At 33.1% G+C, this 20577-nt stretch carries 17 protein-coding genes; 2 read left to right on the top strand and 15 right to left on the bottom strand.

The window, feature by feature from the left end; translation table 11 throughout:
• Positions 1-21: 21 nt before the first annotated feature.
• From ilvN to JI750_RS13435, 5 genes are all read right to left on the bottom strand, one after another.
• A complete protein-coding gene (gene ilvN, locus JI750_RS13455; RefSeq protein ID WP_111291077.1) occupies positions 22-543 on the bottom strand; it encodes an acetolactate synthase small subunit in 522 nt (173 codons plus the stop codon).
• Between the two features lie 50 nt (positions 544-593).
• The gene (gene ilvB / locus JI750_RS13450) at positions 594-2282 is read right to left on the bottom strand and encodes a biosynthetic-type acetolactate synthase large subunit (RefSeq protein ID WP_202002685.1); all 1689 of its coding nucleotides are present in this window, start codon (positions 2280-2282) and stop codon (positions 594-596) included.
• A 77-nt stretch (positions 2283-2359) separates the two neighbouring features.
• A complete protein-coding gene (gene ilvD, locus JI750_RS13445) occupies positions 2360-4033 on the bottom strand; it encodes a dihydroxy-acid dehydratase (RefSeq protein WP_202002682.1) in 1674 nt (557 codons plus the stop codon).
• 268 nt (positions 4034-4301) lie between these two features.
• Positions 4302-5420 (bottom strand): 3-isopropylmalate dehydrogenase, encoded by a 1119-nt coding sequence (gene leuB / locus JI750_RS13440; RefSeq protein ID WP_202002679.1) that lies wholly within the window; start codon positions 5418-5420, stop codon positions 4302-4304.
• 50 nt (positions 5421-5470) lie between these two features.
• A complete protein-coding gene (locus JI750_RS13435) occupies positions 5471-6637 on the bottom strand; it encodes a 2-isopropylmalate synthase (protein WP_202002676.1) in 1167 nt (388 codons plus the stop codon).
• Between the two features lie 155 nt (positions 6638-6792).
• Here JI750_RS13435 and JI750_RS13430 point away from each other — a divergent pair, with 155 nt between their 5' ends.
• Positions 6793-8337 (top strand): hypothetical protein, encoded by a 1545-nt coding sequence (locus JI750_RS13430; RefSeq protein ID WP_202002673.1) that lies wholly within the window; start codon positions 6793-6795, stop codon positions 8335-8337.
• Positions 8338-8596: 259 nt separating this feature from the next.
• Here JI750_RS13430 and JI750_RS13425 read toward each other — a convergent pair whose 3' ends face one another.
• Entirely contained in the window at positions 8597-10252 is a 1656-nt protein-coding gene (locus JI750_RS13425; protein WP_202002670.1) for a M1 family metallopeptidase, read from the bottom strand.
• Positions 10253-10421: 169 nt separating this feature from the next.
• Between JI750_RS13425 and JI750_RS13420 the strand changes: the two genes are divergently transcribed.
• Positions 10422-11120, top strand: coding sequence for a carbohydrate-binding family 9-like protein (locus JI750_RS13420; RefSeq protein ID WP_202002667.1), 699 nt, complete (start codon positions 10422-10424; stop codon positions 11118-11120).
• A gap of 127 nt (positions 11121-11247) precedes the next feature.
• Here JI750_RS13420 and hisIE read toward each other — a convergent pair whose 3' ends face one another.
• The 9 genes from hisIE to JI750_RS13375 all read right to left on the bottom strand — a co-directional run bounded on the left by hisIE (position 11248) and on the right by JI750_RS13375 (position 20577).
• Entirely contained in the window at positions 11248-11844 is a 597-nt protein-coding gene (hisIE, locus tag JI750_RS13415) for a bifunctional phosphoribosyl-AMP cyclohydrolase/phosphoribosyl-ATP diphosphatase HisIE (RefSeq protein WP_073417311.1), read from the bottom strand.
• A 44-nt stretch (positions 11845-11888) separates the two neighbouring features.
• Positions 11889-12644, bottom strand: a complete 756-nt coding sequence (gene hisF / locus JI750_RS13410; RefSeq protein ID WP_202002665.1) for an imidazole glycerol phosphate synthase subunit HisF — start codon at positions 12642-12644, stop codon at positions 11889-11891.
• A gap of 84 nt (positions 12645-12728) precedes the next feature.
• Positions 12729-13451 (bottom strand): 1-(5-phosphoribosyl)-5-[(5-phosphoribosylamino)methylideneamino]imidazole-4-carboxamide isomerase, encoded by a 723-nt coding sequence (gene hisA, locus JI750_RS13405; RefSeq protein ID WP_202002663.1) that lies wholly within the window; start codon positions 13449-13451, stop codon positions 12729-12731.
• An 87-nt stretch (positions 13452-13538) separates the two neighbouring features.
• Positions 13539-14120, bottom strand: a complete 582-nt coding sequence (hisH, locus tag JI750_RS13400; protein WP_202002661.1) for an imidazole glycerol phosphate synthase subunit HisH — start codon at positions 14118-14120, stop codon at positions 13539-13541.
• A 102-nt stretch (positions 14121-14222) separates the two neighbouring features.
• Positions 14223-15359 carry a bifunctional histidinol-phosphatase/imidazoleglycerol-phosphate dehydratase HisB gene (gene hisB / locus JI750_RS13395; protein ID WP_202002659.1) on the bottom strand — a complete coding sequence of 379 codons (1137 nt, stop codon included), beginning with the start codon at positions 15357-15359 and terminating at the stop codon, positions 14223-14225.
• A 109-nt stretch (positions 15360-15468) separates the two neighbouring features.
• Entirely contained in the window at positions 15469-16518 is a 1050-nt protein-coding gene (hisC, locus tag JI750_RS13390) for a histidinol-phosphate transaminase (RefSeq protein WP_202002657.1), read from the bottom strand.
• A 94-nt stretch (positions 16519-16612) separates the two neighbouring features.
• Entirely contained in the window at positions 16613-17896 is a 1284-nt protein-coding gene (hisD, locus tag JI750_RS13385) for a histidinol dehydrogenase (protein WP_202002655.1), read from the bottom strand.
• A gap of 110 nt (positions 17897-18006) precedes the next feature.
• A complete protein-coding gene (gene hisG / locus JI750_RS13380) occupies positions 18007-18864 on the bottom strand; it encodes an ATP phosphoribosyltransferase (protein ID WP_008464079.1) in 858 nt (285 codons plus the stop codon).
• A 312-nt stretch (positions 18865-19176) separates the two neighbouring features.
• Positions 19177-20577, bottom strand: a complete 1401-nt coding sequence (locus JI750_RS13375) for a sensor histidine kinase (RefSeq protein WP_202002653.1) — start codon at positions 20575-20577, stop codon at positions 19177-19179.

Here is a 20577-nt window from a genome sequence, read left to right as displayed (position 1 = left end):
TTATATATAACTAAGATTTTATTATTTAAAGGTTTCTAACAATGCAGAAATCTCCATTTTTTGTTTAGAAACAGATATTCTTCCCGAACGCACAAACTGCATAATTCCGTATGGTTTGAACTTTTGGTATAATTCTTCAATTTCAGAACGTCTTCCTGATTTTGAAATCACAAAGAAATCACGAGAAACCGTTACAATTGTAGACTGGCTTTCTTTGATGATATTCTGAATTTGCTTCTCGTCAAACAATAAGCTTGAAGCAATTTTAAACAAAGCATTTTCTAAGAAAATAGTCTCTTCATCTGTATGATAAAATGCTTTTATAACTTCAATTTGTTTCTCGATTTGGCCTACAATATTCTGAACCCATTTTTCAGTTGTATTTACTACAATAATAAATCTTGAAACATTCTCTATTTCTGATTCTGAAACATTTAAACTTAATATATTAATGTGACGCTTTAAGAATATTCCTGATATCCTATTTAATAAACCCACATTATTTTCTGAGTATACCGATATGGTAAATGTTTTATCTTCCATTTGTTTTTTTAGTTTTATTTTCCCGATAGCTATCGGGATTGAAACTTTTCTTAACTTAATCTAATTTCTGATACACAAGCTCCTGTTGGAATCATTGGGAAAACGTTGTTTTCTTTTTCGACTACAACTTCTAAGAAGTATGAATCTTTTGACGCTAGCATCTCAGCGACCGCTGCATCTAAATCTTCGCGTTGTGTAACTTTTTTAGATTTGATATGGTATCCTTCAGCAATGGCAATGAAATTTGGATTAATCATTTTTGTTGAAGCATATCTGTTATCAAAGAATAATTCCTGCCATTGGCGAACCATTCCTAAGAATTCATTGTTTAAAACCACAATTTTTACTGGAACTTCTGTTTGGAAAATAGTTCCAAGTTCCTGAATTGTCATTTGGAAACCTCCATCACCAATAATTGCAACTACTTCACGTTCTGGTTTACCCATTTTTGCACCAATCGCAGCAGGTAATGCGAATCCCATAGTTCCTAAACCTCCTGAAGTAATGTTACTTTTAGTCGAATTGAATTTAGCATAACGACATGCAAACATCTGATGCTGACCTACATCTGATACAATGATAGCATCTCCGTTTGAGTGTTTGTTGATCATTTCGATAGTTTCTCCCATCGAAATTCCTTTACCATTTGTTGGATTTAATTCTTCTTTTATTACTGAATCGTATTCAACTTTGCTTAACTCTTTAAATTCATTGTGCCAAGCATCGTGCAATTTTGCATCTAACAATGGTAATAAAGCAGCTAAAGATTCTTTCACATCTCCTAAAACAGCTACTTCTGTTTTTACGTTTTTATCAACCTCTGCTGGATCAATTTCAAAGTGAACTACTTTTGCCTGTTTTGCATAAGTGCTTAATTTACCTGTAACGCGGTCATCAAAACGCATTCCGAAAGCAATTAAAACGTCACATTCGTTTGTTAGTAAATTTGGCGCATAGTTTCCGTGCATTCCTAACATACCAACATTTAAAGGATGATCTGTTGGTAAAGCTGATAAACCTAAAATTGTCCAAGCTGCCGGAATTCCAGATTTTTCAACCACCGCTTTAAATTCTGCTTCTGCCTGACCCAAAATAATTCCTTGTCCAAAAACAATAAAAGGTTTTTTTGCACTATTGATTAGAGCTGCAGCTTCGGCAACTTTATCTAAATTTAATTTTGGAACAGGAACATAACTTCTGATCCCTGTGCATTTTTCATAACTAAATTCGAACTCATCAAACTGAGCGTTTTTAGTAATATCAACCAACACAGGTCCTGGTCGCCCAGAACGAGCAATATAAAATGCTTTTGCCATAATTTCAGGAATCTGAGAAGCTTCAGTTACCTGAAAATTCCATTTTGTTACCGGAGTCGAAATTCCGATAATATCTGTTTCCTGAAATGCATCAGACCCTAATAAGTGTCTTCCAACCTGTCCAGTAATACATACTAATGGCGTTGAATCTATTTGAGCATCTGCGATACCAGTTACTAAATTTGTAGCTCCTGGCCCAGAAGTAGCAATGGCTACTCCTACTTTTCCTGTAGCTCTTGCATAACCTTGAGCTGCATGTGTTGCACCTTGTTCGTGACGTACTAAAACGTGGTGTAATTGATCTTGAAATTTATATAATTCGTCGTAAACTGGCATTATAGCTCCACCTGGATAACCATAAATTAAATCTACTCCTTCTGCTAATAAACATCTTATAACGGCTTCTGCCCCTGATATTTTCATAGTATATTTTTTTTATCAATTTCAATAACAATTGTAGTTTGAATTGCTATTGAAATTGATTTTTGATTTTTTTATAATTAATTATCGGTAACACATCCTGTAGATGCACTAGAAACCGACTTAGCGTATTTAAGTAAAACCCCTCTGTCAACTTTTAAAGCTGGCTTAACCCAAGCTGCTTTTCTTGCTGCAAATTCTTCGTCAGATATCTTAAGGTCGATTGTATTTTTCACAGCGTCAATAGCGATTAAATCTCCATCTTTTACTAGTGCAATACCACCACCGTCATATGCTTCTGGTGTAACGTGTCCTACCACGAAACCGTGCGAACCGCCCGAGAATCTACCGTCTGTGATTAGTGCACAACTGCTTCCTAATCCAGCTCCAATAATCGCAGATGTAGGCTTCAGCATTTCAGGCATTCCCGGACCACCTTTTGGCCCACAACCCCTGATGACGACTACATTACCTGGTTTAATTTTTCCGGCTTGAAGACCTGGAATTACTTCAAATTCGCCTTCAAAAACAACTGCTGGTCCTTCGAAATACTCTCCTTCTTTACCGCTGATTTTTGCTACAGCACCTTCAGAAGCAAGATTTCCATATAAAACTTGGATATTTCCTGTTGGTTTTAATGCTTTTTGAATTTCATGAATTACTTCTTGTCCGTCTTGCAAATCTGGAGTTGAAGCTAAATTTTCAGCCACTGTTTTTCCTGTTACCGTTAAACAGTCTCCGTGAATAAGTCCAACTTTCAATAAGTATTTCATTACTGCAGGAATACCTCCAACTTCGTGAATATCTTCCATCATGTACTTACCACTTGGCTTCATATCTGCCAATACTGGTGTTCTATCGTTAATTGCCTGGAAATCATCTAAAGTGATTGTGATTCCAACTGAGTGAGCCATTGCGATTAAGTGCATAACAGCATTTGTTGAACCACCTAAAACAGCTACAATTGTAATAGCATTTTCGAAAGCCTTACGAGTCATAATGTCTCTTGGCTTAATATCTTTTTCTAATAATATTTTTATTGCTTTTCCAGCTTCAAGACATTCGTCTCTTTTTTCCTGACTTAAAGCAGGGTTTGAAGAACTATAAGGTAAGCTCATCCCTAATGCTTCAATTGCAGAAGACATTGTATTTGCAGTGTACATACCACCGCAAGCACCTGCTCCCGGACAAGCATTCTGAATAACACCTTTAAAATCTTCTGGAGTAATTTCTCCTTTTACTTTTTTTCCTAAAGCTTCAAAAGCTGAAACAATGTTTAAAGATTCTCCTTTCCATTTTCCAGAGTGAATAGAACCACCATAAATCATCATTGACGGACGGTTCAATCTTCCCATTGCAATCAATGCCCCAGGCATATTTTTATCGCAACCAGGAATTGCAATAATACTATCATACCATTGCGCTCCGGCAACAGTTTCGATAGAATCTGCAATTACGTCACGAGAAACCAGTGAGTAACGCATACCTTCAGTTCCGTTAGAAATACCGTCACTGACACCAATGGTATTAAAAATAAGTCCGACAAGATCTACATCCCAAACACCTTTTTTAACATCTTTTGCTAAATCGTTCAAGTGCATATTGCAAGTATTACCATCGTAACCCATGCTCACAATACCAACTTGTGCTTTCTTTAAATCTTCTTCAGTTAAACCAATTCCATACAACATAGCTTGTGCCGCAGGCTGTGTTTGATCTTGTGTGATGGTCTTGCTGTACTTATTTAATTCCATTATAGTTTTATTTTTTTTAATTTTTTATTCAAAAAAAAACCTTCCAGTATTTGGAAGGTTTGTAATATAGTCTTTCAATTATATTTATAACATTCCCGATGCAGATGTGTGAATCACATTGACAACAACGAAAGAAGTAATAATAATTGAGATTTGCATCATTTATTTTTTAGTGTTACAAAAGTATATAAACTTCTGGAAGTAAAAAAATAAAATCTCAACATTTACAACACTTCTTGTGATTATCTTCACATTTTAACAAAAAATATTAAACAATTGTAGATTGTCCAATACTTACATTGTCATTATTGAAATACAGCAAATCGTCTTTGCTGAAAATAAAATTAGAAACGAACTCTCCTACTTCGTTTGTTCCAAATTTTGAATCTGGTTTCAAATCAACTGTAACTACTTTGTATTCAATTGCTTTTTCTACCGCTTTATAGATTACGTGAGCTTCTTTAGTTAATCCAAAATGTTCTAACAAAAGTGCCGCCGCTAGAATCGAAGCAATCGGATTGGCAATGTTTTTTCCTTTTGCTTGCGGATATGATCCGTGAATTGGCTCAAACAAAGCATTTTTTTCTCCTAAAGATACCGATGGCAATAAACCAATAGATCCCGTGATTACACTAGCTTCATCAGATAAAATATCTCCGAACAAATTTTCAGTCAAAATCACATCAAACTGTTTCGGATTTAAGATTAACTGCATTGCTGCATTATCTACAAATAAGAAATCTAATGCTACATCTGAATACTCTTCACTCACTTTCTGAACTACTTTTCTCCACAACCTTGAAGTTTCCAAAACATTTGCTTTATCCACCATTGTTAACTTTTTGCGACGCTTTTGTGCCGATTTAAAAGCTAAATGTGCAATTCTAGTAATTTCTTCTTCTGAATATTCACATAAATCTGAAGCATGTGTTCCTTCTTCATTAAGTGTTTTCGTTCCAAAATAAGCTCCACCTGTTAATTCTCTAAAAATTGTAAAATCAGCTCCTTCAATAATTTCTCTTTTTAAAGGAGAAGATTCTATTAAGGCTTTATAAGGTTTTATAGGACGAATATTAGCAAACAATCCTAATTCTTTTCGCAGTTTCAATAATCCTTGTTCCGGACGAACCTTTGCGTTTGGATTATTATCGTATTTAGGATCTCCAATTGCACCAAGCAAAACTGCATCTGTATTCAAACACAGATTTAAAGTTTGCTCTGGTAAAGGGTTTCCCGTTTTATCGATAGCAACAGCTCCCATCAGCGCTTCTTCAAAAACAAATTCATGATTATACACTTCGCCAATGGCGTACAAAGCTTTCTTAGCTTGTAATATTACTTCAGGTCCAATTCCATCTCCTGGTAAAACTGCAATTTTTAAATTCATAATCTCTCGCTATTTATGTCTTTAAATCCTTATTGTTCCTAGTTTATTTTTTAGATATTAACTTCTATTTTAGACGCTTCTATAATTTGATGAATATCTGCGTCTACAACTTCTTTTTTAATGTCAGCGAATTTCAAGAATTCGATGTAAACGATATCCAACTGTACTTTTGTCAATTCGTAACCTACTTTTTTAGCACGGTAAGCCAAAGCAGCTCTTCCGCTTCTTGCTGTCAAAATGATTGAAGATTCATTTACTCCGACGTCTAACGGATCCATGATTTCGTAAGTTGCTCTGTTTTTGATTACACCGTCTTGGTGAATTCCAGAACTGTGTGCAAAAGCATTTGCTCCAACAATCGCTTTATTTGGCTGCACAATCATTCCCATACTTTCAGAAACCAAACGACTCATTTCGTTTAATTCTCTGGTATTGATGTTTGTATCCAAATTTAAGTAAGGGTGTTGTTTGAAAATCATTACCACTTCTTCAAGTGCCGTGTTTCCAGCTCTTTCACCGATACCATTAATAGTACATTCTATTTGTCTTGCTCCATTTATAGCACCTGCAATTGAGTTTGCAGTTGCCATTCCTAAATCATTATGACAATGACATGAAAGGATTACTTTTTCGATTCCTTTTACGTTTTCTTTTAAGTATTTAATTTTTGCTCCGTATTCTTCTGGAAGACAATATCCAGTAGTATCAGGAATATTCAATACAGTTGCTCCAGATTTAATAACTTCTTCACAAACTTTAGCTAAGAACGCATTATCTGTTCTACCAGCGTCTTCTGCGTAGAATTCAACATCTTCTACATAAGATTTAGCATGTGATACAGCAAATTTTGCTCTTGCAATAATATCTTCAGGCGTAGTTTGTAATTTGTGGAGTATATGAGATTCTGAAGTTCCGATTCCAGTATGGATTCTAGGTTTCTTAGCATGCTTTAAAGCAGCTGCCGCAACATCAATGTCATTTTTTACGGCTCTTGTTAGTCCGCAGACGGTTGCATTTTCTACAATTTTACAAATCTCAGAGACCGATAAAAAATCGCCTGGACTTGACACAGGAAAGCCTGCTTCGATAATGTCAACTCCCATTTTGTCTAGTCGTTCTGCGATAACTAATTTTTGCTTAGTATCTAACTTACATCCTGGAACTTGTTCACCATCTCGCAAAGTGGTGTCAAAAATTTGAACTTTCTCTCTATTCATATTCATTAATTTAATGTAATTTCACATCTTGATAACAAATATATATTGTACTATTACAGTACGAAATTCATTTTAATGAAATTATACTGTTTATAAAACGTTTTATCCTATACTAACTAACTTACAACCAATAAGTTATATTATTATTTTTTACAATGGCTAACCATCAAAAAGATTTCTTATTTGTTCTAATCAAATCACTTTCGAAATCAGAAAAAAGGCAGTTTAAAATTTTTGCAAGCCGATTAGAAACGAGTTCAAATACAAAATTTATCGAATTATTTAATATTCTAGATAAATCTGAAGTTTACGATGAAAAACTCATTCTAAAGAGTGGTGTTATCCAAAAAGTACAGTTATCTAACTTAAAATCATACTTATACAAACAAATCTTAGTTAGTATAAGACTAAATATTCCTAGCCAAAATATTCGCTATCAGCTTCGCGAACAAATGGATTTTGCTGTTATACTATATAATAAAGGATTATATAAGCAGAGTTTAAAAATTTTAGATAAGACAAAACAGCAAGCTCTTGAAAATGATGAAAAATATATGGCGTATGAAATTGTAGAGTTCGAAAAACTAATCGAATCTCAATATATTACTCGAAGTATTCAAGGACGCGCTGACGAATTGGTTGTTCAGGCCAAAGAATTGAATTATAGAAATACAATTTCGAGCAAATTGTCTAATTTATCGCTTCAGCTATACGGAATCATGCTAAAAACAGGATACGTAAAAAATGATCAGGAATATAAATATATAGACGATTATTTTAATAGACACATTTCAAAACTAGACGAAAGCAAATTTGGCTTTCGTGAAAAGTATTGGTTCTACAACGCTAATTTGTGGCGAAGCTTTTTAGTTCAGGATTTCTTAGCCAGCTATAAATATGCTTATAAATGGGTTCAGCTTTTTTATGATAATCCAAACATGATTTATCTAAATCCGGTGTTTTTCTTAAAAGGGAATCACTATTTTCTGGAATCGCTTTATATGCTAAAATATACATCGAATTTCAAGAAATACCTAAATCTTCTAGAAGAAACGATTGCAGATCCTAAGTTTCCTGTAAATGATAATATTGCATCTTTATCATTCCTTTATGTTTATAATAATAAATTAAACTTACATATCTTAGAAGGTACTTTTGCGGAAAGTGAATACTTAATTCCTGAGATTTTAGAAAAACTAAAACTGCACAGCGAGCATTTAGATGAACATCACGAAATGTTATTCTTCTATAAGTTTGCTTCTATTTATTTTGGGAATGAAAAGTATAATGAATGCATTAATTATTTAGACAAAATCATCAATAATAAAAACTTGACGATGCGCGAGGACTTAATGTGTTTTGCAAGATTGTTGTCGTTGATTGCTCATTATGAGCTTGGTAAAGATTATTATTTAGAAAATCATTTAAAAAGCACTTATAAGTTCTTATTGAAGATGAACGATTTGCATGAAGTCCAAAAAGAAATTATTAAATTCTTAAGAAACCTAAATAATTTCTACCCTGCTGACATTAAAAAAGAATTCAAAAAAATGCACACTCGTTTTGTAGAACTTGAAAAGAATACTTACGAAAAAAGAGCTTTCTTATACTTAGATATTATTTCGTGGCTTGAAAGTAAAATTGAAAACAGAAAAATTGCTGATATTATAAAGGAGAAAGCGAAATTGAATAATCGTTAGGATTTAAATTCTAAATTCCAATAAAAAAGGGCTGAAAAACAAAATTTTTCAGCCCTTTTTGTCATTTCGACGAAGGAGAAATCTTCCCAAGTAGCTCCTTAACGAAAGTCTAATCTTTGTGGAGTTTCTTGTGGAGATTTCTCCTTCGTCGAAATGACAAAACTGTACCCAAAACCAAACCGACAGGTTTAATAATAAAAAATCCCAAAGTCCACTTTTAATTGGAATTTGGGATTTTTTTATTGAAAATTAAAAGAATTTATTCGACTATATTAGAAGTCGTAACATAGAAATCTTTATCTACTTCTAGTTTTCTATCTTCATTATCTGTTTTTACAGATTGCCATTCTGTTGTTGGTTTCAACCAAGTTTCAACACCGTTTAATTTTACTCTTACTGGCATATCAAATTTAGAAACACAGTTTGTCCAATGATATCCGAAAGTTCCGTTTTTAAACATATATTCAAAAACTGGAATTTGAGTTGTCGTTAAATATTGTGCAAAAACTCTGTTGAAATTAATTCCAGATTGTTCGTTGATATAATCCTGAATCTGTTTTCCAGTAACTGTTTGATGATAAAAAGTCTTATTCATCCCTCTTAAAATCGATTTCCATTTTGCGTCATCATTGATTACTTGACGAATCATGTGAAGCATTGAAGCTCCTTTTGGATACATATCGCCAGATCCTTCATTGTTTACATCATAATGTCCGATAATTGGAATATCGTTTTGAATATTTTTTCTGCATCCAATTACATATTCTGCACCAGCATCTTTTCCATAATAATATTCTACAAAAAGACTTTCAGAATAATTGGTAAAACTCTCGTGAACCCACATATCCGCAATATCTTTGTAGGTAATGTTATTAGCATACCATTCGTGGCCAGATTCATGAATAATGATAAAGTCGAACTTTAATCCCCAGCCAGTTCCGCTTAAATCACGTCCTAAATATCCATTTTTATATTGATTTCCGTAGGTTACAGAACTTTGGTGCTCCATTCCCAAATAAGGAACTTCAACCAGTTTATAGCTATCTTCGTAAAACGGATAAGGCCCAAACCAGTTTTCAAAAGCTTTTAGCATTTTTGGAGCATCTTTAAATTGCTCTTTTGCTAAAGCCAAATTATCCTTCAAAACATAATAATTACAGTCTAAATTTCCTTTTTCACCTTTAAATATTTCAGAAAAATTAACGTAATCACCAATATTGATATTTACACCATAGTTGTTGATAGGATTCGAAACGTACCAATTAAAAGTTTTAGTTCCGTCTTTTTCTTTTTTAACGCTTTTTAATCTTCCGTTAGAAACCTCTGTTAAGTCCCCAGGAACATTTACGCTTATTAGCATATTCTCTACTTCATCATACATATGATCTTTACAAGGCCACCAAACGCTTGCGCCTAAACCTTGACAAGATGTAGCAATAAAATCTTTTCCGTTTTTATCTTTTTTCCAAGAAAAACCACCATCCCAAGGAGCTCTAACCGCTTCTTTAGGTTTTCCTTCGTAATAAACTATAATTTCTTTAGTGTCACCAACTTTCTGCTTTTCAGTTAAAGTAATGAAAAACGCATTTCCATCTCTCTCAAACTTTAATTCTTTTCCGTTCTGAGCTACTTTGGTAATATTCATTGGTTGTTGTAAATCGATCTGCATACGATTGTTTTCTGTTAAAACAGTATAACGAACTGTATTAGAACCTGAAATTGATTTTTCAGAAGGATTTACTTTTACATTCAAATGATAGTATTTTAAATCCCACCAAGCTCTTTCTTTTGTAATGCTTCCGCGTAAAGTATCTTGATGTGTAAAAACGGTTTCAGACTTATTTAAAAGTCCCTGAGCATTGGCAGTAAAACCAACTAAAAAGGCAATAAATGCCCCACCAAAGTATTTTTTCATTATTTATAAATTTGAAATAATTAGGTAATTAAACCAGCTTAATCTTCAACAAATGTAAACATTCAAATCAAGTTTTTTAAAAAATTATGATTTCAACTCAAACAAACAGCCCTTAAAATTCATTATTCTTCTCTATTTTAGTGCTTTTAAAATTTTAGATTTCATAAGTATGAGATTAACTACACTGGTTTTCTATTCAATTATAATGTTTTCTACAGTTGCCTGTGCGCAAACCGTCCTTATACATAAAACAAATGAGCAAATAATAATCGATGGAGATTTATCAGAATGGAAAACACCTTTTCTTGGTCCGTTTGTAATTCATAATTCAGGAGAAAAAGCTTTTCAAAATACTTTTGTCTCTCTTTCGTGGAATAGTAAAAACTTATATATAGCTTATAAATGCAATGATTCTCAAATTATTGGAACATCGCAAAAAAAAGATTCACAGATATTTAATACAGATGATTTAGTGGAAATTTTTCTCGATCCTGATGGAGACAGTCAGAATTATATTGAAATCGGAATAAATGCATTTTCTACAAATTACGATCTACTTTTAAAATGCATTTCGCCAGAATGTGGCGGATGGAATACGGTAATGGATTTCGATATTAAAGGCTTAGAATCTGTGAGTAAAATAACTCCTGAAGGTTACGTAGTAGAAATCAAAATCCCTTTTTCTAGCCTCAAAAAAATTAAAAATGGCGGTTTTAAAAAACCGAAAATTGGGACAAAATGGCGAGGAAACACTTTTAGAATTGATTACGGTAACACAACCGAATATCTTGCTTTACAACCATATAAAACTTCAATTTTTGGATTTCATCAGCCAGTGGAATTTTCTGTTTTTGAGTTTGTGGAATAAAGACGTTCATTTGAACTAACACAAGTTTATTGTCAGACTGAGCGAAGTCGAAGTCCTCGCAAAATGATTTAGCATACGGGACTTTGACTTCGCTCAGTCTGACAAGGATTATGACAAAATAGAAAAACTACTTCTGGCGTTTTTTTAAAACTTCAACAACATCATTTAGCTGATATCCTTTTGCTTGAAGCAGAATTAAATAGTGAAATAGCAAATCAGCGCTTTCGCTAAGAAATAAGTCATCGTTATCATCTTTTGCTTCGATAACCACTTCTACTGCTTCTTCTCCAACTTTTTGAGCAATTTTATTGATTCCTTTTGCAAACAAAGAAGCCACATAACTCTGTTCTGAGTCTGCATTTTCCCTGCGAGTTTTAATTGTATTTTCTAATTGAGAAATAAAACCATAATTAGCATCATTTGGTTCCTGCCAGCATGTATCTGCACCTGTATGACAAGTTGGTCCGACAGGTTTTGCCTGAATTAAAAGTGTATCTCCGTCACAGTCATTTTTAATACTTACTAAATTCAAAAAATTACCACTCTCCTCGCCTTTCGTCCAAAGTCTTTGTTTTGAACGGCTAAAGAAAGTTACTTTCTGAGTTTCTATTGTTTTTTGAAGCGATTCTTCATTCATATAACCCAGCATCAAAACATTTTTTGTTTCTGAATCCTGAATTATCGCCGGAATTAATCCGTGTGCGCTTTTGATATCGATTTCCATAATTTTAGTCTAAAGTTTTAAAGCCGAAAGTCTTAAAGTCAAAACTATAATCGAACTTCTATATTGTTATTTCTTAATTCTTGTTTCAACGCCTTGATTTCGATTTCTTTAAAATGAAAAACACTCGCAGCCAAAGCCGCATCAGCTTTTCCTTCTTTAAACGAATCCACGAAATGATGAATATTTCCAGCTCCTCCAGAAGCGATGATCGGAATATTTACTAATTCTGAAAGTTTAGCCAAAGCTTCATTTGCGAAACCATTTTTAGTTCCGTCGTTGTCCATTGATGTGAATAAAATCTCTCCGGCACCGCGTTCTGCGACTTCAACAGCCCAATCGAATAGATTTAATTCAGTTGGCACTTTTCCGCCAACTAAATGCACAATCCATTGTCCACCAATCTGTTTAGCATCGATTGCAACTACAACACATTGACTTCCAAATTTCTGTGCTAAATCATTAATTAATTGCGGATTTTTTACTGCCGATGAATTAATCGAAACTTTATCTGCTCCGTTATTAAGCAGAATATCAACATCTTCAATAGATGAAATTCCACCGCCAACTGTGAACGGAATATTTATTTTTTCTGCCACGCTTCGCACCATATTTACAAGTGTTTTACGTCGCTCTTCTGTTGCCGAAATATCCAGAAAAACCAATTCGTCTGCCCCTTCAGATGAATAAATCTCAGCTAATTCAACAGGATCTCCTGCATCGCGCAGATCAACGAAATTAACGCCTTTTACTGTTCTTCCGTTTTTTATATCTAAACAAGGTATGATTCTTTTTGCTAACATGTTTTTAATGTGTCAATTTGAGAATTAGTCAATTAGATAATTTTCTACATTTCTAAACCATTATCTAATTTTCTAATTAACTCATTATCTAATTATGTAGTTCTCAAGTTGTTTCAAAGTAATTCTTCCCTCGTAAATCGCTTTTCCGATAATTGTTCCTTCACAGCCTAATTCAGCTAATTTTGGCAATTCGTCGAAAGTTGAAATTCCACCTGAAGCAATTAGTTTTACTCCTTTTGCTTCCGCTAAAATTTTGCTATATAAATCAAAACTTGGACCTTGGAGCATTCCGTCTTTCGCAATATCTGTACAAATAACGTACTGAATCCCTTTTGACTGATAATCTTGAATAAACGGAACTAAATCTTCATTTGATTCTTCTAACCAACCAGAAACTGCAATTTTTTCATCTTTTGCATCTGCGCCTAAAATGATCTTTTCTGAACCATATTCTGAAATCCATTTTTCGAAAATTGCTCTGTTTTTAACCGCAATACTACCGCCAGTAATTTGATTTGCACCGCTTTCAAAAGCAATTCTCAAATCATCATCTGATTTCAATCCGCCGCCAAAATCAATTTTTAAACTGGTTTGTGTCACGATTTGTTCTAATATCCTATAATTGACAATCTTGCTTGATTTTGCACCGTCTAAATCTACTAAATGCAGATATTCGATTCCGTGCGCTTCAAATGATTTTGCCACTTCAAGCGGATTTTCGTTGTAAATTATTTTGGTATCATAATCACCTTTGGACAAACGAACGCATTTTCCTTCAATGATATCTATGGCTGGTATTATTCTCATTTTATTTTAGTCTTAAAGTTTGAAAGCCGAAAGTCATAAAGCCATTTCTGATTTTCAAAATTGATATTTTGATTGATATTTGAATTTTTACATTTTTAAAAAATTCCCTAGAATCTTTTCCCCAACATCACCGCTTTTTTCTGGGTGAAATTGTGTTCCGTAAAAATTATCTTTTTGTAATGCCGATGCGTATTCTACGTCATAATTGGTTGTAGCAACAGCATATTTACAATTTGGTGCGTAAAAACTGTGAACCAAATACATGAATTCATTTTCAGAAATTCCTTTGAATAAATCGGTTTTTAAATCATAAATCTGATTCCAACCCATTTGTGGTACTTTTACGTTGCTTGAAAATTTTACAACATCAACATCAAAAATGCCTAAACCTTTGGTATTTCCTTCTTCAGTTTTGTTACACATTAACTGCATTCCAAGACAAATTCCTAAAACAGGCTGTTTCAATTCTGGAATCAGGCTATCTAGACCGCTTTCACGAAGCTTAGTCATTGCCGAGCTCGCTTCGCCCACGCCAGGAAAAATCACTTTATCCGCCGATTTTATTTCTTCTGGATTATTACTCAGAACAGCTTTAAAACCCAATCTTTCAATAGCAAACATAATGCTCTGAATATTTCCTGCTCCGTAATTTATAATTACTATTTTCATTTAATTTTAGTCTTAAAGTCTAAAGTCCAAAGTCTTAAAGTCGTTTTAAATATCCGTTATTTAGGAAACTTTCGACTTTATGACTTTCCACTTTTGACTCAATTAAAGCATTCCTTTCGTTGAAGGTAAAATCATTTTTTCGGTATCTCTTTTTACAGCTACTTTTATGGCTTTCGCAAAAGCTTTAAAAATTGCTTCGATTTTGTGATGTTCGTTGATTCCTTCTGCTTTGATATTTAAATTGGCTTTTGCTCCATCTGTGAATGATTTGAAGAAATGATAAAACATTTCAGTCGGCATTTTACCTACCATTTCACGTTTGAATTCTGTTTCCCAAATCAGCCAGTTTCTTCCACCGAAATCAATTGCTGCTTGTGCTAAGCAATCGTCCATTGGAAGACAGAATCCGTAACGTTCAATTCCTAATTTATTCCCTAACGCTTTCGCGAAAACTTCTCCTAAAGCGATAGCAGTATCTTCAATAGTATGGTGTTCATCAACTTCTAAATCACCTTTTACGGTAATTTCTAAATCCATTTGACCATGGCGTGAAATTTGATCTAGCATATGATCAAAAAAGGCAATCCCGGTGTCGATTTTACTTTTCCCTGTTCCATCTAAGTTTAGATTAATGCAAATATCGGTTTCGTTTGTTTTACGAGTAATTGATGCCGAACGCGCTTCTAATTTCAAAAACTCATAGATTTTCTTCCAATCCATTGTTTGTAAAACGATCGTTTCGTTCAATTCTTCACGTTTAGATGAAATTTCATTGCTTCCAATTCCATCTGTATCATTCATGAAAATAGCTTTTGCACCTAAGTTTTTAGCCAATTCAACATCTGTCAAACGATCTCCTAAAACAAAAGATTTTTCTAAATCGTATTCTGGATTGTTCAAATATTTAGTCAGCATTCCGGTTCTAGGTTTGCGTGTTGGCGCATTTTCTTCTGGAAAAGTTCTGTCTACAAAAATTTCATCAAAAACAACCCCTTCGTTTTCAAATGCTTTTAGAATAAAATTCTGAGTTGGCCAAAATGTATTTTCAGGAAAACTATCTGTTCCTAATCCGTCCTGATTGGTTACCATTACCAGTTCGTAATCTAATTCAGCAGCAATTTTAGCAAGATATTGAAAAGCTTTTGGATAAAACTCTAGCTTATCTAAGCTGTCTAATTGATAATTTTCAGGTTCTAAAACAATCGTTCCGTCACGATCAATAAAAAGTACTTTTTTCATATTTTATTTTTTTTCCGCCACGAATTCACGAATTATATTAAATCTCAATGGCAAAATGACTTTGTGTTCTTTGCGTAATTCTTTGCGAACTTTGCGGTTAAATAAACTCTTAACTTAATAGTTTCAATTCTCTAATTACAACCGCGTTTTCTTCTTTTGTTCCAATTGTAAAACGAAGACAATTTTCGCACAAAGGCTGTGTTGTTCTGTTGCGAATAACGATTCCTTTTTCAATTAACTGATCGTATCTTTTGTTAGCGTCATCTACTTTTGCTAATATAAAATTAGCCTCTGTTGGATACACTTTCTCTACAAAACCTACTTCAAGTAACACTTTAAGCAGTTCTTCTCTTTCCTCAATAATAGAAGCTATTTCTTGTTTAATTTTATCAGAATCTTTTAAACGTTCTTTTGCCCTTTGCTGTGTTAATTCATTTACGTTATAAGGCGGTTTGATTTTATTTAAAACTGAAATAACTTCTTCAGAAGCATAGCAAATTCCTAAACGAATTCCAGCTAAACCATAAGCTTTAGAAAGCGTTTGCGTAATCACTAAATTAGGATATTCGTCAATTTCTGTTAACCAGCTTTCTTTATCCGAGAAGTCAATATACGCTTCATCAATCACAACTAAACCTTTGAAGTTTTGAAGCAATTTCACCACACTTTCGTCAGAAAATGAATTCCCTGTTGGGTTGTTTGGCGAACATAAAAAGATAATTTTTGTATTCTCATCAACGACCTCTAAAATCTTCTCTACTTGTGGCTGAAAATCGGTTGAAAGTAGAACTTCTCTGTTTTCTACTGCATTAATGTTTGCCAGAACTCCGTACATTCCATATGTCGGCGGAAGAGAAATAATATTATCCTTACTAGGTTCGCAGAAAGCTCTAAAAAGTAAGTCTAAAACTTCGTCGCTTCCATTTCCTAACAGAATCTGACTTTGCTTTACCAAATTATTCTTAGCTAAAATTGCTTTAACCGAGTTCTGCTGTGGATCTGGATAACGATTTACACCATTTTGATATGGATTTTCATTAGCATCCAGAAAAATCATTTCAGCTGTATCAAAATCCTCAAACTCATCTCTTGCTGAAGAATACGGTTTTAAAGATTTTACGTTGTCACGTGTAATTGTATTTATATCGAAAGTACTCATTGTTTTTATTTTTTTTAAGAGGAAAGAATCAAGATGAAATAACAAAGATTTTTCTTCTTGCTCATTTTCTTGCTTCTTACTTCTTTCACCTTTTTTACTCTAAACTCTTCAATCTTAAAGTCATAGCATTTTTATGTGCCTGTAATCCTTCGGCTTCGGCCATCAATTCAATCGCTTTTCCAATATTTTGAATTCCTTTTTCTGAAATCTTCTGAAATGTCATCGATTTCATAAAACTGTCTAGATTTACACCGCTGTAGTTCTTCGCGTAGCCATTTGTCGGCAAAGTATGATTGGTACCAGAAGCGTAATCTCCAGCGCTTTCAGGAGTATAATTTCCGATGAAAACAGAACCTGCATTTATAATTCCGTTGCAATAGAAATCATCATATTCTGAACAGATAATAAAGTGTTCTGGTCCATATTCATTTATTAAATCTAAAGCAATCTTATCATTTTCAACATAAATCAATTTTGAATTTTCAATTGCTTTTTCTGCTATAGCCTTTCTAGGAAGCACTTCTAACTGTGATTGAACTTCTTTTTCTACTTCTGCAATCAATTTTCTTGAAGTTGAAACCAAAATCACTTGGCTATCTGTTCCGTGTTCGGCCTGAGACAATAAATCTGAAGCTACAAAAGCTGGAACTGCAGTATCATCTGCTACGATTAATAATTCAGAAGGCCCAGCTGGCATATCAATTGCAACACCAAACTGAGTTGCCAGTTGTTTTGCAACTGTAACAAACTGATTTCCTGGCCCGAAGATTTTATATACTTTTGGAATTGATTGTGTTCCGAAAGTCATTCCTGCAATGGCTTGGATTCCGCCAACTTTTAGAATTTTAGTTACGCCACATAAATTTGCAGCATACAAAATTGCTGGATTAATTTTTCCTTTTTTGTCTGGTGGAGAACATAACACAATCTCTTTACAACCCGCAATTTCAGCAGGCACAGCCAACATTAAAACAGTCGAAAACAAAGGCGCTGTTCCTCCTGGGATATACAAACCAATTTTTTGAATTGGTCTTTTTTCCTGCCAACAGTTTACCCCTTCAATAGTTTCAACTTCTACCCTTTCTGTTTTTTGCGCGCTGTGAAACTTATAAATATTGTTTTTTGCAAGTTCAATAGCTTCTTTTAATTCAGCTGGGATTAAACTAATTGCTTCTTCGATTTCCGCTTGAGAAACTTCATAATTCTCTTGAGTAATTCCGTCAAAAATCGAAGTATATTTAGCGACAGCTTCATCTCCTTTTCTTTGTACTTCTTTAAAGATTTCTTTTACTGTCACCTCAATGTCGTCAACAGTTTTAGTCGGTCTTTTTAATATTTCTGACCAGATTTCTGGTTTTGGATTGTCTATTTTATTCATAATATTTTCAATATTAAATTCCAAATTTCTAAAATTCCAAATTCCAATTCTTTATTTTAAAAATCAACACTAAGCTTGGAATTTGGAATTTAAAAAATTGAAAATTCTTTTTATAGTACCATTTTCTCAATTGGGCAAACTAGAATTCCTTCTGCACCTACTTCTTTTAACTGATCTATTACATCCCAAAAAGTATCTTTATCGATTACTGAGTGAACACTACTCCAACCTTCTTGAGCTAACGGAAGAACTGTTAAACTTCTTAAAACTGGAAGAATTTTTCCAACTGCTTCAATTTTGTCATTTGGAACGTTCATTAGGATATATTTTGAATTTCTAGCTCTTAAAACAGCTTGAATTCTGAATTTTAAAGTATCAATGTGTTTTTGAATTTCTGGAGAAACTTTTGGAGAAACAGCTAAAACTGCCTCACTTTTCAAAATAACTTCAACTTCTTTTAAGTTGTTTTTAAATAATGTGCTTCCACTTGAAACAATATCAACAATTGCGTCAGCAAGACCAATATTTGGGGCAATTTCTACAGAACCAGAGATTTGATGAATATCTACAGTTAGACCAAATTTATTAAAATATTCTGTCACTGTATTTGGGTAAGAGGTGGCAATTCGAAGATTCGCTAGATCTTGTACCGAATTGTATTCGAATGTTTTAGGAACAGCAACAGAAACTTTGCATTTTGAAAAACCTAATTTTTGAACTACTTCGATTCCTTTTCCTTTTTCCACTAAAAGATTATCGCCAACGATAGCTAAGTCTACCACTCCATCTATTAGATATTGCGGAATATCTGAATTTCTAAGGTATAAAACTTCAAGAGGAAAATTTGAAGCTTCAGCTTTTAACTGATCGATTCCGTTGTTAATTGAAATACCGCAGTCTTTTAGAATTTGAATGCTGTCTTCGTTTAAACGTCCAGATTTTTGAATTGCAATTTTTAAAGTACTCATTTTTTTAGTTGTTTGTTGGATTAATAGTTTGAGTACAAAGAGAGCTTGAAATAAAAAACCCGTTTGATGTACTCAAACGGGTTTTAAAATATGATGATTTACACGCATACCATTAACACATCGCTTGAGAGCAATAATGTAAATGATGATGATGTAATTGAATTGAAATCATGATTTGTTTTGTTTTTTACTTCTTTGATTCGGTTGCAAATATACTAGATAAAATAATTAAAAAGCAATTTTTATTTTAACTTAACGATAGTTTATTGTTAAAAATCGTTGTTCACGGCATTATACTTAAGAATTTTAAAATTACTTTAACGAATTATCATATTCATCAAAAACCAATAGTACTTTGGTGCCTACTCCAATTTCACTTTCAATTTTAAACTTAATTTTAAGCAGATCAGTCATTCGTTTTACAATAAACAATCCAAGACCAGTTCCTTTAATTTCTGAATGATTGAGCGAATCTGATCTAAAAAAAGGATTCAAAATTGACTCAAGATCTTTTTTGGCAATTCCTATTCCGTGATCTAAAATATTGCAAATGATTTTCTGATTTTCTCTTGATAAAGAAATTCTAACTTCACTGTCAGGTTTTGAATATTTCACTGCATTTGAAATGATATTACGAAGAATTGTCACTGTTAAATAATTATCTGAATAAATATAAAATTCTTCTGGTGCATCTAAAATCACATTTATTTTACCTGATTTAATTTTCTCTGTATTTAATTTCAGCACATCTAAAATTACAGCATTTAAGTAAACATTTTCTTTAAGAATATTCTGTTTTTGATTCTCAAAACGAGCCATCATAAGCAACTGATCTACTAGAGAATTTAAGTGGTCAACTTCATTAATACAATAATTAATTTTCTCTTCATACTCCTTATTATCCCTAGGTTTACGTATAAGTACTTCAAGTGTTCCTTTAATAACTGTAAGAGGCGTTCTTAACTCATGTGAAGCATCAGAAGTAAACTGTTTTTCACGCTCTATTGCATCTTCAATTCGATTCAATAAATTATTAATAGTTTTAGAAAGCGTAAACAATTCGTCTCTTGTTTTTGGCAACGGAATTCGTGCTTTAAGATTATCTTTAGTAATAACTTTCGAGGTCTGAATGATATTATTTATCGGTTTGATGCTTCTTCCTGCATAAAATCTAGCTAAGAAAAACAGAATCAGTAAAATGATGGGAAAAGTTATCAATAAAGTATCCATCAGATTATCCAAAACCTTTGAAGAATCGGAAAGCGACATTGCAATAATAAGATAGCCAACTTTCTTAGATTCTACATGAAGCGGAACCTGAATCTGACGAATCTTATTTCCCAATAATTTAGTATCAAAAGGATGAAAATGCTCTTTACTTTGATGAAAGACAAGTTTTTCATTCTTCAAATTAGGAGATTTTTCGATTATTTGTTTGTTTAAATCTAAAAACTGTACAAAAATAGGATTCACGTCGACAGAGTTATGTTCTCTTTCCTCCCATTCTTCGGCATCCATAAAGATTACAACACCTTTTTCTGTTTTTAACTCTTTTAAGTGATCCTGAATTTCTATATTCAAGTTCTCATCAATATGGTTATAAACCGTGAGCTTTACAATAAAATAAATAGCAGAAAAGACCGCTAAAACCAACAGCCCGGTTCCTACAATATAATTTAATGCTATTCTGTTTTTAAAAGATAATGATGTCAT

Origin of the sequence: Flavobacterium tagetis (assembly GCF_016735615.1) — a bacterium.
Taxonomy (GTDB): domain Bacteria; phylum Bacteroidota; class Bacteroidia; order Flavobacteriales; family Flavobacteriaceae; genus Flavobacterium; species Flavobacterium tagetis.
Note: the sequence above shows the minus strand (reverse complement) of the source record. Positions and strands in the feature narration are given on the sequence as shown.

What these genes read in the sequence shown, in the direction of transcription:
- ilvN (WP_111291077.1), bottom strand. Translation starts at nt 543, where the DNA reads ATGGAAGATAAAACATTTACCATATCGGTATACTCAGAAAATAATGTG.
- ilvB (WP_202002685.1), bottom strand. Translation starts at nt 2,282, where the DNA reads ATGAAAATATCAGGGGCAGAAGCCGTTATAAGATGTTTATTAGCAGAA.
- ilvD (WP_202002682.1), bottom strand. Translation starts at nt 4,033, where the DNA reads ATGGAATTAAATAAGTACAGCAAGACCATCACACAAGATCAAACACAG.
- leuB (WP_202002679.1), bottom strand. Translation starts at nt 5,420, where the DNA reads ATGAATTTAAAAATTGCAGTTTTACCAGGAGATGGAATTGGACCTGAA.
- JI750_RS13435 (WP_202002676.1), bottom strand. Translation starts at nt 6,637, where the DNA reads ATGAATAGAGAGAAAGTTCAAATTTTTGACACCACTTTGCGAGATGGT.
- JI750_RS13430 (WP_202002673.1), top strand. Translation starts at nt 6,793, where the DNA reads ATGGCTAACCATCAAAAAGATTTCTTATTTGTTCTAATCAAATCACTT.
- JI750_RS13425 (WP_202002670.1), bottom strand. Translation starts at nt 10,252, where the DNA reads ATGAAAAAATACTTTGGTGGGGCATTTATTGCCTTTTTAGTTGGTTTT.
- JI750_RS13420 (WP_202002667.1), top strand. Translation starts at nt 10,422, where the DNA reads ATGAGATTAACTACACTGGTTTTCTATTCAATTATAATGTTTTCTACA.
- hisIE (WP_073417311.1), bottom strand. Translation starts at nt 11,844, where the DNA reads ATGGAAATCGATATCAAAAGCGCACACGGATTAATTCCGGCGATAATT.
- hisF (WP_202002665.1), bottom strand. Translation starts at nt 12,644, where the DNA reads ATGTTAGCAAAAAGAATCATACCTTGTTTAGATATAAAAAACGGAAGA.
- hisA (WP_202002663.1), bottom strand. Translation starts at nt 13,451, where the DNA reads ATGAGAATAATACCAGCCATAGATATCATTGAAGGAAAATGCGTTCGT.
- hisH (WP_202002661.1), bottom strand. Translation starts at nt 14,120, where the DNA reads ATGAAAATAGTAATTATAAATTACGGAGCAGGAAATATTCAGAGCATT.
- hisB (WP_202002659.1), bottom strand. Translation starts at nt 15,359, where the DNA reads ATGAAAAAAGTACTTTTTATTGATCGTGACGGAACGATTGTTTTAGAA.
- hisC (WP_202002657.1), bottom strand. Translation starts at nt 16,518, where the DNA reads ATGAGTACTTTCGATATAAATACAATTACACGTGACAACGTAAAATCT.
- hisD (WP_202002655.1), bottom strand. Translation starts at nt 17,896, where the DNA reads ATGAATAAAATAGACAATCCAAAACCAGAAATCTGGTCAGAAATATTA.
- hisG (WP_008464079.1), bottom strand. Translation starts at nt 18,864, where the DNA reads ATGAGTACTTTAAAAATTGCAATTCAAAAATCTGGACGTTTAAACGAA.
- JI750_RS13375 (WP_202002653.1), bottom strand. Translation starts at nt 20,577, where the DNA reads ATGACATCATTATCTTTTAAAAACAGAATAGCATTAAATTATATTGTA.